The sequence below is a fragment of the Corynebacterium jeikeium genome, assembly GCF_028609885.1.
GTDB lineage: Bacteria > Actinomycetota > Actinomycetes > Mycobacteriales > Mycobacteriaceae > Corynebacterium > Corynebacterium jeikeium.
In genome coordinates, this window is the sequence record NZ_CP063195.1 from 652,855 (window position 1) to 667,119 (window position 14,265).

The window sequence follows — 14,265 nt, forward strand, 5'->3', positions numbered from 1 at the left end:
AGGGTGCCCGCGCCATGGCTAGAGTGGGGGACATGACCGATACAAAGAACCAGACCGTAACCATGTTCTTCGACGCCATCTGCCCCTTCGCCTGGGTTACCAGCCGCTGGCTGATGGAGGTCCAGGAGGTCCGCGACGTGGAGGTGAAGTTCCAGCCGATGAGCCTCTCCGTGCTGAATGAGGGGCGCGACCTGGACCCCGCCTACCGCGAGAAGATGGATGCAGCCTGGGCACCGGCGCGCGTGGCCACCGCGATTTGGCAGCAGCACCCGGAGAAGCTCTCCGCCTGGTACACCGCCATCGGCACCAAGATCCACAACGAGGAGCGCGCGGATGTAACCGACCCGCACGGCTACGACGAGCTGATCGCCGAGGCACTGGAAGAGGCCGAGCTGCCTGCCGAACTGGCACAGGTTGGCCACCTGGCTGCCGACGATGAAGGCTCTGTCGACGCGCCGCTGCGCGCATCCCAGGACAAGGCGATTGAGTTGGTGGGCGACGAGGTAGGCACCCCGGTAGTACAGCTGGGCGACGTGGCCTTCTTCGGGCCGGTCATCACCCGCATCCCGCGTGGGGAAGAGGCCGGCAAGATGTTCGATGCCTCCGTGACCTTGGCGGCGAACCCGCACTTCTTTGAGCTGAAGCGTTCCCGCACCGAATCGCCGGTGGCTGAGTAAGACATCCACGGTAAGACATCCACGGAGTAGCGCCCGCGAGCAGCCGGCAACCGGCTAGACTGGCAGCATGCGTATTTACCTAGGTGCAGATCATGCCGGTTTCGAGATGAAGAACGTGATCAAGGATCACTTGACCTCCAAGGGCTTCGAGGTTGTGGACTGTGGCGCCCACACCTACGACGCGAACGACGATTACCCGGCCTTCTGCATTGCAGCGGCCAAGTCCGTGGTGGAGGACGAGGGCTCGCTGGGCATCGTGCTTGGCGGTTCCGGCAACGGCGAGCAGATTGCCGCCAACAAGGTTCCAGGCGCGCGCTGTGCGCTGGCGTGGTCCGTGGAGACCGCCAAGCTGGCCCGTGAACACAACAACGCCCAGCTAATCGGGCTGGGCGGTCGTATGCACTCCGAGGAGGAGGCATTGGCGATTGTCGATGCTTTCGTCACTCAGCCATGGTCCGAGGCAGAGCGCCACCAGCGCCGCATCGACATCCTGGCTGAGTACGAGCGCACGGGCGAGGCCCCTGCGCTGCCGGAGAACTAAATAACTACTTCTCCGCGAGGTCTACTCGCGAGATTTACTTCTGCGCGGTGGTGTCCGACGAGTTCGGAGCGCCATCGCGTTTTTGCTGCCATTCCTTGACCACGTTGGAATCCCACAAGGTCAGCCCGTTGTACTTGGCCACTGGCCGGGGTGCGCGACCGCGGCCTGCGTAGCTCGTGAAGGTGCCACGAGCCGTGCCGGAGTACTCAGCGCACTGTGATGCGGTCCAGAGCTCCGTGCCGGTATTTTTGTCGACGATAATTGGTTCCATAGAACTAGTAATGTACAGCCCATAGGTAACCTGTACAATTGGAATCGCGCATTTGCTACACCTGCATACCCCCGCAACTATGCAGGTTGTGGGCTGTTTTTGCCCGTCGTGTCGGGGCGATTTTGCTGGATAGTGGGGTGTATGGTGTAACATCGCACAACGTAACGGAAGCTAGCTTCCTGTGGGAATGTCGTATAGTGGCTAATACCTCAGCCTTCCAAGCTGAAGACGCGGGTTCGATTCCCGTCATTCCCTCCAATCTTTTAAGGCAGTTCCCCCGAGTGCAGGTGTGCACGATGACGGGGGAGCTGCCGTTTTGTATTTCCCGGTAGCTTGCCAGTAAAGTAGCGGACGCAACGTTCCTTCGGGGGCATGCATAGATCGGGATATGGCGCAGTTTGGTAGCGCACTCGCTTTGGGAGCGAGGGGTCGCAGGTTCAAATCCTGTTATCCCGACATTTTTTATTCTTATTCTTTTTCTTTGTGACGCCACCCTGCGGTTCACCGGTTTGAAAAGGTGAAACGGGGTTTTGCGGACTGGATCGGTGGGGGCTCAAGCGATCCGTCTCGTGGCGAGGGAGGGGCGAAAAAGACACCCCAGCGTGATGTGCTTGACGGTGGTTCTATAAAATTGAGCACCGACCGTAAAAGCGCTGCGAGATGAACGAGAGACCGCGGTGCCAAAGAAGCTATTAATACACAGGAGTGTGCATTCGTGAAGAGCTCTGTAGAAAAGCTGAGCGCCACCCGCACCAAGCTGACGATTGAGGTTCCATTCGAGGAGCTTAAGCCAGAGTTCGACAAGGCCTACGCAACCCTCGCGCAGCAGGTGAACATGCCGGGCTTCCGCAAGGGCAAGGTTCCGGCGAAGATTCTGGAAGCTCGCTTGGGCCGTGGCGTTGTCCTGGATCAGGTAATCAACGAGATGCTGCCTTCTCGCTACAGCCAGGCTGTCGAAGAGAACGACGTGAAGGCTCTGGGGCAGCCGGAGATCGAGATCTCCGAGCTGGAGGACGGCAAGCACGTTACCTTCACTGCCGAGGTCGACGTTCGCCCGGAGATCGAGGTACCGGACTTCTCCGCAATCTCCGTTGAGGTTGCGCCGCTGAAGGCTGACGATGAGGCTATCGACGCGGAGCTGAAGAACCTGCAGGCTCGCTTCGGTACCTTGAAGCCGGCTGACCGTGCGGTGAAGAAGGGCGACTTCGTCTCCATCGACCTGTCCGCCACCATCGACGGCGAGACCGTTGACGAGGCCACCACCGAAGGCCTGTCCCACGAGGTGGGCAACGATTCCCTGATCGAGGGTCTGGATGACGCGCTGATCGGCATGAAGGAGGGCGAGGAGTCCACCTTCACCTCCAAGCTGGTTGCTGGCGAGCACGCTGACGAAGAGGCTGAGGTGACCGTCAAGCTCGGTTCCGTCAAGGAACGCGAACTGCCGGAGCTGGACGACGACTTCGCACAGCTGGCCAGCGAGTTCGACACTCTGGACGAACTGAAGGAGTCCCTGAAGGGCCAGGTCGAGCAGCAGCTGAAGAACACCCAGGCTGGCGAGATTCGCGACAAGGTTCTGGCCGAGGCTCTGGAGCAGACTGAATTCGAGCTGCCGGAGGGCGTTGTCAAGGAGCAGGTCGACGCACAAATCCAGCAGATCATCCAGCAGTTCGGTGGCGACGAGAAGGTCTTCGAGTCCATGCTGGCTGCCCAGGATATGACTCGCGAGAAGTTTGAAGAGGATGCACGCAGCTCCGCTGAGGATTCCGTGCGCACCCAGCTGTTCCTGGATGCCGTTGCGGACAAGGAGCAGCCGGAGGTTTCCCAGGAAGAGCTGATGGACCACATCGCCTTCACTGCAAACCAGTACGGCATGGATCCGAACCAGTTCATCATGCAGCTGCAGCAGGCCGGCCAGCTGGGCAGCCTGTTCGCTGACGTCCGTCGCGGTAAGGCTCTGGCGCTGAACATCGCCCGTACTTCCGTGAAGGACACCGACGGTGCGGATGTTGATCCGAAGGAGTACTTCGGCGACGTTGAGGCTGAGGACAAGGCTGACAAGGCTGAGGAGAAGCCGAAGAAGGCTCCAGCCAAGAAGTCCACCGCCAAGAAGTCCACCGCTAAGAAGAGCACGGCCAAGAAGTCGACTGCGAAGAAGTCCACCGCTAAGAAGTCGACTGCTAAGAAGTCCACGGCCAAGAAGAGCACGGCTAAGAAGGCTACGAAGTCTACGGCCAAGAAGTCCACTGCAAAGAAGACCACAAAGAAGGCAGCGGAGAAGAAGGAAGACTAAGAGCTCTGAGAGTTCTTCTTCACCGCCGGGATCTCCATGCGAGGTTCCGGCGGTTTTCTTTTTGCCCCCGCCTTTCCCGTTACTCGCTCCGGTGCGCAGCCACATCGTGCGCTGACAGCGAACAACCCCACCGGAAGGCGCGCTTTGTTGACGGGTGTGACTAGGCTGGGGCGCATACAAAAGAGAATTTTCGTAAAACTTTCGGCAAGGAGCGAAGTTGAGTTCGGAAACCCCAAACCATAGAGACTCAGTCTACGAGCGCCTGCTGCGCGAGCGAATCATCTTCCTGGGCAGCCAGGTTGACGACGAGATCGCCAACGAGCTGTGCGCCCAGATTCTGCTGCTGTCCGCAGAGGATCCGACGCGCGACATCAGCCTGTACATCAACTCTCCCGGTGGCTCCGTCACCGCAGGTATGGCGATCTACGACACGATGAAGTACGCGCCCTGCGACATCGCTACCTACGGCATGGGTCTGGCTGCATCCATGGGCCAGTTCCTGCTTTCCGCAGGCACGAAGGGCAAGCGTTACGCTCTGCCGCACGCTCGCATCATGATGCACCAGCCGTCCGCTGGTGTGGGTGGTACTGCAGCTGACATCGCCATTCAGGCAGAGCAGTTCGCCTACACCAAGCGGGAGATGGCGGAGCTGATCGCGGAGTTCACCGGCCAAACCGTTGAGCAGATCACCAAGGACTCCGACCGCGACCGTTGGTTTACTGCTGAGCAGGCCAAGGAATACGGTTTCGTCGACCACGTCATCACCTCTGCGAAGGAGAGCTAATACATGTCAGAGATGCAGATGCCAGAAATGCGATACATTCTGCCGTCGTTCGTGGAGCACTCCAGCTACGGCGCGAAGGAATCCAACCCGTACAACAAGCTGTTCGAGGAGCGAATCATCTTCCTGGGTACCCAGGTGGACGACGCCTCAGCCAACGACATCATGGCGCAGCTGCTGGTGCTTGAGGGGTTGGATCCGGACCGGGACATCACGATGTACATCAACTCTCCCGGCGGTTCCTTCACTAGCCTGATGGCGATCTACGACACGATGCAGTACGTCCGCCCGGACGTGCAGACCGTCTGCCTCGGCCAAGCCGCCAGCGCAGCGGCTGTGCTGTTGGCCGCCGGTACCCCGGGTAAGCGCGCTGCGCTGCCAAACGCCCGCGTGCTGATCCACCAGCCCGCTACCGGTGGTGTGCAGGGGCAGGTTTCCGACCTGGAGATCCAGGCGAAGGAGATCGAGCGCATGCGCAAGCTGATGGAGGAGACCTTGGCGCGTCACACCGGCAAGTCCGCCGAGCAGGTGCGCATCGACACTGACCGTGACAAGATCCTGACGGCCGAGGAGGCCAAGGAATACGGCATCGTCGACCAGGTCTTCGACTACCGCAAGCTGTCGGCGCAGAAGTAGCGCCCGGCAAACCCTAGCGACCCGCGGGGCTTTCAGCTTCGCGGGGATTCCGGCGTGGCGCGGTAGAATTGAAGGCCTATAAGGGTGCTAATCTAGCTGTCCCGCAAGTTACCCGATCTAAGAAAGCCTGATTTCCCGCATGCCTGAAAGCGCAGAGCTCCTGAAGTGCTCCTTCTGTGGAAAGAGCCAGAAGCAGGTCCGCAAACTGATAGCCGGCCCCGGTGTTTACATTTGCGACGAATGCATCGAGCTTTGTAACGAGATCATCGAAGAGGAGCTGCTCGCCGTTGATCCGGCTGAGAGCTCGGCGAAGCTGCCGAAGCCCGCAGCCATCGCTGAGTTCCTGGATAGCTACGTGATCGGCCAAGACGAGGCCAAACGCACCCTGGCCGTTGCCGTGTACAACCACTACAAGCGCATCCAGGTCGAGGAGTCGAACGCCACCGCCCGCCGCTCCGACGACGAGGTGGAGCTGGCGAAATCCAACATCCTGATGCTGGGACCGACCGGCTCGGGAAAGACCTATCTGGCGCAGTCGCTCGCCCGGATGCTCGATGTGCCCTTCGCCATTGCTGACGCCACCAGTTTGACCGAAGCCGGCTACGTCGGTGAAGACGTAGAGAATATCTTGCTGAAGCTTCTCCAGGCCGCCGACTTTGACGTTGCGAAGGCTCAGCGTGGCATCATCTACGTCGACGAAGTGGACAAGATCTCCCGCAAGTCGGAGAACCCGTCCATCACCCGCGACGTGTCCGGCGAGGGCGTGCAGCAGGCTCTGCTGAAGATTCTGGAAGGCACCGTTGCCGCCGTTCCACCGCAGGGTGGCCGTAAGCACCCGAACCAGGAGTTCATCCAGTTCGATACGAAGAACGTGCTGTTCATCGTGGCGGGTGCGTTCTCCGGGTTGGAGAAGGTCATTTCCGAGCGTCGCGGTAAGAAGGGCTTGGGCTTCGGTGCGGAGATCAGCGCGAAGTCCGAAGAGGATCCGAACCCATTCCAGTTCGTGGAGCCGGAGGATTTGGTGAAGTTCGGCCTAATTCCAGAGCTGATCGGCCGCCTGCCGGTGCTGACCCACGTCGGTCACCTAGACGAGGATGCTCTCGTGCGTGTGCTGACCGAGCCGAAGAACTCCCTGGTGCGCCAGTACCAGCGCCTGTTCGACATGGACGGTGTGCGCCTGACCTTCGAAGACGAGGCGCTGCGGGAGATCGCCCAGAAGGCGCTGGCGCGCGAGACTGGCGCCCGCGGCCTGCGGTCCATCATGGAAACCCTGCTGCTTCCGACCATGTTCTCTATCCCGGAAGATGAGGAAACCGGCGAAGTCATTATCACCGGCGCATGTGCGCGGGGTGAGGCGGAACCGACTTTGCTGACCCACGAAGAGGTCGCCAAGCGGGATAAGAAGAGCGCCTAGTCTTGATATAGGTCCGATGGCGCCGAGGGGGCGTCATCAACCTCTTCATCCTCGTGCCGTGCGTGGTGGTAGAGCGACGCGGCGACCGAGGAACCAATCACCGAAGAATGCGAAGCGTGGGTGTAGGACGCGCCCTGGTCGGTGGGCATCGTGGTGGTAAGGAACGCGATGACCGCATCGCACGTTAGATTGCGCAGGCCATCCTCGTTATCAGGGGCGGTTGGATCCATGCCGTACAGGGAGTGAAACGTCGGGCCCTGGGTGACGGCGAATGAACACAGTGCAGTGATGAGTGCATAGGTATCCTCCGCGGACACGCCGTTGCGGAAGGATCCAATATCGTGGCCACGCATCAGCACGCGATCCAGGTGCAGAACCACTGGGGAGTCCTCTAAAACGCCTATGCGGTGGACAAGCTCTGGATCCCCCAGCAGATTCTCCGCAACAATCAGGCGCACCGCGTCCGGGTGCGTAGCAAAGCGCGTGTAAGTGGCAGCCACGAACTTGCGCATCTCGCGGACCGGGGAACTATCCATCTCCGGGTTGTCATAACCATTCAGCGGCACGGGCCAGATGGAGGAGTGGGCATAACGCAGCGCCTCCTCGTACAGGCGAGCCGGGGAGTCCAACAATTCGCAGTTCTGAGGCAGACGTGCGGCCTGGGCGATGGCGACCAGGTGTTCAGGAGTAAATGCGGCACCGACCCGGATCGCGATGGTCACGGCGGTGTTCATGGCCTGGATATACTGCTGCTCTCCGAGGCCATACCAGGCCGCAGAGGCGGGAAGGTGGGGCTTATTCTGCACCAATTCAGTTTATCTATGAAGAGGCTGAACCTGCAGCAATGTGCAGCTAATTCAGGCGCGTGCGGGGGTGGTTTGAAGTGCGAGTGCAGTGAGAGTGCAGGGTGTCGGGCAGGTCATTACAGTAGGAAGAGGATCTAAGAAAACTCTCACAAACGCATTGCTTAAAGGAGCCCCGCGTGACCACAAACAACCAGAACGCCGTTACCGTCACCGTCACGGGTGCAGGCGGCCAGATCGGCTACTCCCTGCTGTTCCGCATCGCCAAGGGAGAGGTCTTCGGCGACCGCGTAGTGAACCTGCGTCTGCTGGAGACCGAGCAAGGCGTGCAAGCAGCACGCGGTGTGGCCCTGGAACTGGCCGACTGCGCCTTCCCTCTGCTGGGGGAGGTTAGCATCACCACCGAGCTCAGCGAGGGGTTCAAGGATGCCAACGCAGTCTTCCTGGTGGGCGCTAAGCCTCGCCAGAAGGGCGAGGAGCGTGCCGATCTGCTGGCCGCCAACGGCAAGATTTTCGGCCCGCAGGGAAAGGCAATTGCAGAGCACGCCGCCGATGATGTCCGCGTGATCGTCGTCGGCAACCCGGCCAACACCAACGCCGCAATCGTTGCTGCTCACGCCGAAGGCCTCGACCCGCGTCGAGTGACCGCGCTTACTCGCCTGGACCACAACCGTGGCTTGGCGCAGGTGGCAGACAAACTGGGCGTGGCTGTTCGCGGCCTGAAGAACATGACCGTCTGGGGCAACCACTCTGCTTCCCAGTTCCCGGACATTGCAGAGCTGACGCTGAATGGTGAAAAGGTCGCCGATAAGCTGGACTCGGCGTGGGTGAACGACGAGTTCATCCCGCGCGTAGCCAAGCGTGGCGCGGAGATCATCGAGGTCCGCGGGCGCTCCTCGGCAGCCTCCGCAGCAAGCGCCGCGCTGGATCACATGCGCGACTGGGTTAACGGCACCGCTGAGGGCGACTGGGTTTCCGTCGCGCTGCCTTCCGATGGCTCCTATGGCATCCCCGAGGGTCTGGTGTTCTCCTTCCCGTGCCGCTCCGTTGACGGCGAGTGGGAGATCGTGCAGGGCCTCGAGATCAGCCCGGCGCAGCAGGAGCGCATCGACGCAAACATCAAGGAGCTGCAGGAGGAAAAGGCCGCCGTGGTGGAAGCCGGCCTGCTGTAGCTTGCTGTAGCTTTGTATAGCTTTTTGGGCCAAAACTTTTTTCTGCATATCGCCACCCTGCCGTTCGGTTGGGTGGTTTTATGTTTGCATGACAAATCCCACTGAACCCACTGGACCCACTGATCCCACTCATTCCACGGACACCACAGCCCCGATCCACTCCCAACCACCCCAGCACTCGCTTTTTAGCCAGCTCAGCGCCCGCGCCGGGTGGTTGCTGCCCGCGATTCCCGAGCCAGTTCTGCGGATCTTTGGCTCCCGCACTAACTCCGACGGTGATCGACTGGATCCCGACGTGCGTGCCTCCAACCTGGTCACCGACCTTATGCACCCGGCGGACTATTCCCAGCAGCCTGTCGAGGAAACTCGTGCGGTAGTAGAAGACGCTGCGTACATGGCCGGTGGACACGTAACTCAGGTCGGCTCTGTGGTGGAGCAGCAGATCCGGGGCGTGCGCGTGCGCCACTATCGACCCACCGGTGCGGCCTCGCCGGATGAAGATCTTCCCACTCTGGTGTACTTCCACGGCGGTGGCTGGGTGGTCGGCTCCCTCGACTCGCACGATTCCACCTGTCGTTGGCTGTGCGAGGCCGCCCGCGTGGCCGTGCTCTCCGTGGACTACCGCCTGGCCCCAGAGCACCCTTTCCCCGCCGCGCCTGACGACTGCTGTGAAGTTGTTGATGCGGCGATGGCCGGCGAAGTTAAGGGCGTCAATAAGAATAGGGTGGCCGTCGGCGGCGATTCCGCGGGAGGCAACCTGGCCGCCGTGGTGTGCCTGCGCCGTAAGCGCGAAGGTCGGGAACAGCCACGCGCGCAACTGCTGTTCGTGCCGGTTACGGATCTTTCCAGGCTGGATACGCCCAGCCACAAGGAGTTCTCCAAGGGGTACTTCCTGACTCAGGCGCACATGCAGTGGTACCGCGACCAGTACCTCACCAACGACGTGCAGCGGCTGGACCCGGACGTTTCGCCTCTGCTCGCCGAGGACGTCAGCGGGGTGGCTCCGGCCTACGTCGCCGTCGCTGGTTTCGATCCGCTGCGCGACGAGGGCGTGGCTTATGCCGAGAAGCTACGGGAGGCAGGTGTTCCCGTTTCTTTCCGACGCCACCCCGGTTTGATCCACCCCTTCGTGAATTCTTCGGGTGTCTGGCGCAATTCCGCGCGGGCGTTGGACGAGGCTGCGGGTGTGCTGCGGGCGGCGCTTGAGATGTAAATGCGCAGTGGGTGAGTGGGCTGCAGGCGGGTTATAGGCGGGGTGTATGCCCTGTCCGGGCCGTCTACTAGACTTGGCAGACGTGAGTGACTCCAGTTCTAAGGCAAATGGCTCTAACCCAATTGGTGCCGACCGCTCGGCACAGCTACCCGCGGCATGGGATCCCGCCGCAGTAGAGGAAAACCTCTACCAGGGGTGGGTCGATTCCGGCTACTTTAAGGCCGATCCTTCCAGCGACAAGCCGCCCTTCAGTATTGTGTTGCCCCCGCCGAACGTGACCGGTCAGCTGCACATGGGCCACGCGCTGGACCACACGCTGATGGACGCGATGGCCCGCCGCAAGCGCATGCAAGGCTTCGAGGTCCTGTGGCTGCCCGGCTCTGACCACGCGGGCATCGCCACGCAGACGAAGGTCGAGGCCAACCTGAAGGAGACCGAAGGTAAGGACCGCTTCGACTACGGCCGCGATGCGTTCGTGGGGAAGGTCTGGGAGTGGAAGGACCAATACGGTGGCGTGATCCAGCGCCAGATGCGCGCCATCGGTGATTCCGTGGATTGGTCGCGCGAGCGCTTTACCCTGGACGATGGCCTGTCCCGCGCCGTACAGACCATGTTCAAGGAGCTTTTTGACGCCGGCCTGATCTACCGTGCGAATCGCATGGTGAACTGGTCCCCGGTGCTGCAGACTGCAATCTCCGACATCGAGGTTGTGTACTCCGACGACGAGGGCGAGCTGGTGAGCATCCGCTATGGCTCCCTGGACGATTCCGAGCCGCATGTGGTCGTGGCGACCACGCGCGTGGAGACGATGCTGGGCGACGTGGCCGTTGCCGTGCACCCGGAAGATGAGCGCTACACGGACCTGGTGGGCAAGAGCCTGCCGCACCCGTTCCTGCCAGACCGGCAGATGATTGTGGTGGCCGACGACTACGTGGACCCGGAGTTCGGCACCGGTGCCGTGAAGATCACGCCGGCGCACGACCCGAACGACTTTGCGATGGGGCAGCGCCACGACCTGCCGATGCCGGTGATCATGGACGAGACCGGCCACATTGCGAACACCGGCACGGAGTTCGACGGCATGGAGCGCTACGAGGCACGCGAGAAGATCCGCTTGGCGCTGGAGGAGCAGGGGCGCATCGTGGCCCGAAAGTTCCCCTACGTGCACAGCGTGGGCCACTCCGAGCGTTCCAAGGAAGCCGTGGAGCCACGTCTGTCCGAGCAGTGGTTCGTCAAGGTGGAAGAGCTGGCGAAGATGTCCGGCGATGCCATCCGCTCCGGCGACTCGGTGATCCACCCGTCCTCCCAGGAACCGCGCTGGTTCGACTGGGTGGACGACATGCACGACTGGTGCATTTCCCGTCAGCTCTGGTGGGGCCACCGCATTCCGATCTGGTACGGCCCGAACGGCGAGATCGTGTGCTGCGGACCGGACGATGAAGCCCCGACGGGCGAGGGGTGGTACCAGGACGAGGACGTGCTGGACACCTGGTTTAGCTCCGCCCTGTGGCCGTTCTCCACGATGGGCTGGCCGGAGAAGACTCCGGAATTGGAGAAGTTCTACCCAACAAGTGTGCTGGTGACGGGCTACGACATCCTGTTCTTCTGGGTGGCCCGAATGATGATGTTCGCCACCTTCGCCTCCAAGCACACCCCTGAGATTTTGGGTACGGGCAAGGACGGCCGCCCGCAGATCCCGTTCAAGGACATCTTCCTGCACGGCCTGGTGCGCGACGAGCACGGCCGCAAGATGTCGAAGTCCCTGGGCAACGGCATCGACCCGATGGACTGGGTGCGTGATTACGGTGCGGATGCGCTTCGCTTCACCCTTGCGCGTGGTGCCAACCCGGGCTCCGACCTGCCGGTGGGCGAGGATGCCGCACAGTCCTCCCGTAATTTCGCCACCAAGCTGTACAACGCCACCAAGTTTGCCCTGATGAACGGCGCGCGCGTGGGCGAGCTGCCCGCCCGCGAGACCCTGACGGATGCCGACCGCTGGATTTTGGACCGCCTGGAAGAAGTCCGTCAGCTGGTGGACGATGCGCTGGATCGCTACGAGTTCTCCTTGGCGAACGAAAACCTGTACCGCTTCGCCTGGGGTGAGTTCTGCGACTGGTACCTGGAGATCGCCAAGGTACAGATCCCGCGCGACTGGGACAGTGCCACGGAAGAACAGGTCCAGCGGGGCATTCGTACCCAAATCGTGCTGGGCCGCGTGCTGGACTCCGTGCTGCGCCTACTGCACCCCGCCATGCCCTTCGTGACCGAGACGCTGTGGAAGGCGCTGACCGATGGGGAAGAGGGCTACTCCGAATCCCTCGTCACCGCCGACTGGCCGACCGCCGAGCTCACCAACGATGGAGCGGAAACCGACGCCGACGCGGTACGCCGCATGGCGGACGTGGACAAGCTGGTCACCGAGCTGCGCCGCTTCCGTAGTGACCAGGGCGTGAAGCCCTCCCAGAAGGTGCCCGCCAAGCTGGACTTCGCCGCCGCTGACCTGGCCAACTTCGAGGAAGCCGTGCGCTCCCTGGTGCGCCTGGAAACCCCGGAGGAAGACTTCGCGGAGACCGCATCCATCGAGGTGCGCCTGTCCCAGGCAACCATCGCCGTGCAGCTGGATACCTCCGGCACCGTCGACGTTGCGGCGGAACGCAAGCGCCTGGAGAAGGACCTCGCGGCAGCTCAGAAGGAGCTGGACAACGCAGCGAAGAAGCTGGGCAACGAAAACTTCCTGGCCAAGGCGCCGGAGAAGGTCGTCGAAGGAATCCGCGAGCGCCAGCGCGTCGCGCAGGAGGAGTTCGAGCGTATCACTGCCCGCCTGGAAGGCCTGCCAAAGGCATGAGCGACGACAAGGTCGGGGATAGCTACCCGGAAGAGGTCACGCTCGACGATGCAGGCCTAGCCCTGCCTATCGACGGTGTGGGTGCGGATGAGGCCGAGGTGGCGTCAGTTAAAGAACGCCCCATTACGCCCGACGACCTGGCTGCACTGGCCGAGGTGGACGCAGAGCTGAATCAGCGCTGGCCGGAGACGAAGATCGACCCGACGCTCGAGCGCGTCGAGATGCTGATGGACCTGCTCGGCCATCCGGAGCGTGCATTCCCGGTGATTCACGTGGCGGGGACGAACGGCAAGACTTCCGTGGTGCGGATGATCGAATCGCTGATGCGTGCGTTCCACCGTCGCACCGGGCGGACTACCAGCCCGCACCTGCAGATCGTTACCGAACGCATCGCCATCGATGGCAAGCCGCTGCACCCGCGCGACTACGTGGACACCTGGCGCGACATCCAGCCGATGGTGGAGATGGTGGACGCGAAGAGTCAGGCCGAAGGCGGCCCACAGATGAGCAAGTTCGAGGTGCTGGTGGCCATGGCTTACGCGGCCTTTGCCGATGCGCCGGTAGACGTTGCCGTGGTGGAGACCGGCATGGGCGGACGCTGGGATGCGACGAACGTGGTGAACTCTGACGTTGCCGTGATTACCCCGATCGGGCTGGATCACACGGACTACCTGGGCGACACGCTAGAGGAAATCGCGGGCGAGAAGGCGGGAATCATCAAGGCCCGCTGGGATGCCGACGATCTGCTCACCCCGCCGGACAACGTGACCATCGTCGCTGAGCAGGAGCCAGAGGCCATGCGAGTGCTGCTGGAAGAGGCTGTGGCGAAGGATTCCGCCGTAGCCCGCGCGGGCAGCGAGTTCGGTGTGGTTTCCAGCCAGATCGCCGTCGGCGGGCAGACCGTGACCATCCGCGGGCTGGCTGGCGAGTACACGGACATCTTCCTTCCGCTCTCCGGCGAGCACCAGGCGCGCAACGCTGCCGTGGCTCTGGCGGCTGTGGAGGCGTTCTTCGGCGCCGGAGCTGAGCGCCAGCTGGACGTGGATACGGTGCGGGAAGGCTTTGCCTCCGTTGCCTCGCCCGGCCGCCTGGAGCGCGTGCGCTCCACCCCGAGCGTGTTTATCGACGCCTCGCACAACCCCCACGGGGCGAAAGCCCTGGCAGCGGCCATCGACCGCGACTTTGAGTTCCGCCGACTGGTCGGCGTGGTCGGCGTGCTGGGGGACAAGGACGCCCGCGGTATCCTGGCCGCCCTGGAGCCCGTGATGGACGAGGTCGTGGTCACGGAGGTTAACTCCCCGCGCGCCCTGCCTGTGGACGTGTTGGCCGAGTACGCGCAGGATGCCTTCGGCGAAGAGCGCGTACACGTGGCTGTGAACCTGCCCGGTGCTGTGGAGGTTGCCACCCAGCTGGCAGAGGACGATGAGGACGGCGTGCTGTCCGGCGCTGGTGTGCTGATCACCGGCTCGGTCGTGACAGCTGGGGAGGCTCGCACGCTGTTCGGCAAGGAACCTGCCTAGGCAGTCAACACAGGCGACCAGAACAGGCGCCGGCGGAGACAAGATGTTAAGAACTGGAAGATCTACCAAGGAGCTGCAGAATCGTGGCACAGAACCCGCATA

General features: G+C 62.2%; 12 protein-coding genes and 2 tRNA genes. 12 read left to right on the forward strand and 2 right to left on the reverse strand.

Going from position 1 to position 14,265, the window contains the following annotated elements:
- The first annotated feature begins 14 nt into the window (after positions 1-14).
- Both CJEIK_RS02815 and CJEIK_RS02820 read left to right on the forward strand, forming a co-directional pair.
- Positions 15-677, forward strand: a complete 663-nt coding sequence (locus tag CJEIK_RS02815) for a mycothiol-dependent nitroreductase Rv2466c family protein (protein ID WP_005296516.1) — start codon at positions 15-17, stop codon at positions 675-677.
- Positions 678-744: 67 nt separating this feature from the next.
- A complete protein-coding gene (locus CJEIK_RS02820; protein WP_005296514.1) occupies positions 745-1,218 on the forward strand; it encodes a ribose-5-phosphate isomerase in 474 nt (157 codons plus the stop codon).
- A 34-nt stretch (positions 1,219-1,252) separates the two neighbouring features.
- On the opposite strand, the gene CJEIK_RS02825 is transcribed toward CJEIK_RS02820, so the two are convergent.
- Positions 1,253-1,489, reverse strand: coding sequence for a hypothetical protein (locus tag CJEIK_RS02825; RefSeq protein ID WP_005296513.1), 237 nt, complete (start codon positions 1,487-1,489; stop codon positions 1,253-1,255).
- 183 nt (positions 1,490-1,672) lie between these two features.
- On the opposite strand from CJEIK_RS02825, the gene CJEIK_RS02830 reads away from it, so the two are divergent.
- The 6 genes from CJEIK_RS02830 (at position 1,673) to clpX (ending at position 6,610) form a co-directional block, all read left to right on the forward strand.
- Positions 1,673-1,747: transfer RNA gene (locus CJEIK_RS02830), tRNA-Gly, on the forward strand.
- A gap of 124 nt (positions 1,748-1,871) precedes the next feature.
- A tRNA-Pro gene (locus CJEIK_RS02835) sits at positions 1,872-1,945 on the forward strand.
- 259 nt (positions 1,946-2,204) lie between these two features.
- Positions 2,205-3,779: a trigger factor gene (gene tig / locus CJEIK_RS02840; protein WP_005296511.1), complete on the forward strand. Its 1,575-nt coding sequence runs from the start codon at positions 2,205-2,207 to the stop codon at positions 3,777-3,779.
- A 217-nt stretch (positions 3,780-3,996) separates the two neighbouring features.
- The gene (locus CJEIK_RS02845; RefSeq protein WP_005296509.1) at positions 3,997-4,563 is read left to right on the forward strand and encodes an ATP-dependent Clp protease proteolytic subunit; all 567 of its coding nucleotides are present in this window, start codon (positions 3,997-3,999) and stop codon (positions 4,561-4,563) included.
- Between the two features lie 3 nt (positions 4,564-4,566).
- Complete coding sequence (locus CJEIK_RS02850; RefSeq protein WP_005296507.1) at positions 4,567-5,196, forward strand: ATP-dependent Clp protease proteolytic subunit; 630 nt, start codon at positions 4,567-4,569, stop codon at positions 5,194-5,196.
- A 139-nt stretch (positions 5,197-5,335) separates the two neighbouring features.
- Positions 5,336-6,610 carry an ATP-dependent Clp protease ATP-binding subunit ClpX gene (clpX, locus tag CJEIK_RS02855; RefSeq protein WP_005296505.1) on the forward strand — a complete coding sequence of 425 codons (1,275 nt, stop codon included), beginning with the start codon at positions 5,336-5,338 and terminating at the stop codon, positions 6,608-6,610.
- Here the strand turns inward: clpX and CJEIK_RS02860 are convergent.
- Positions 6,607-7,416 carry a hypothetical protein gene (locus CJEIK_RS02860; protein ID WP_115597328.1) on the reverse strand — a complete coding sequence of 270 codons (810 nt, stop codon included), beginning with the start codon at positions 7,414-7,416 and terminating at the stop codon, positions 6,607-6,609. The two genes, clpX and CJEIK_RS02860, sit on opposite strands and share 4 nt — an antisense overlap.
- Positions 7,417-7,592: 176 nt before the next feature.
- Between CJEIK_RS02860 and CJEIK_RS02865 the strand changes: the two genes are divergently transcribed.
- From CJEIK_RS02865 to folC, 4 genes are all read left to right on the forward strand, one after another.
- Entirely contained in the window at positions 7,593-8,585 is a 993-nt protein-coding gene (locus CJEIK_RS02865; RefSeq protein ID WP_005296501.1) for a malate dehydrogenase, read from the forward strand.
- An 88-nt stretch (positions 8,586-8,673) separates the two neighbouring features.
- Entirely contained in the window at positions 8,674-9,798 is a 1,125-nt protein-coding gene (locus tag CJEIK_RS02870; RefSeq protein ID WP_115597288.1) for an alpha/beta hydrolase, read from the forward strand.
- Positions 9,799-9,844: 46 nt separating this feature from the next.
- A complete protein-coding gene (locus tag CJEIK_RS02875) occupies positions 9,845-12,643 on the forward strand; it encodes a valine--tRNA ligase (protein ID WP_005296497.1) in 2,799 nt (932 codons plus the stop codon).
- Complete coding sequence (folC, locus tag CJEIK_RS02880; protein WP_005296496.1) at positions 12,640-14,163, forward strand: bifunctional tetrahydrofolate synthase/dihydrofolate synthase; 1,524 nt, start codon at positions 12,640-12,642, stop codon at positions 14,161-14,163. The genes CJEIK_RS02875 and folC overlap by 4 nt, the downstream gene beginning before the upstream one ends.
- Positions 14,164-14,265 lie beyond the last annotated feature (102 nt).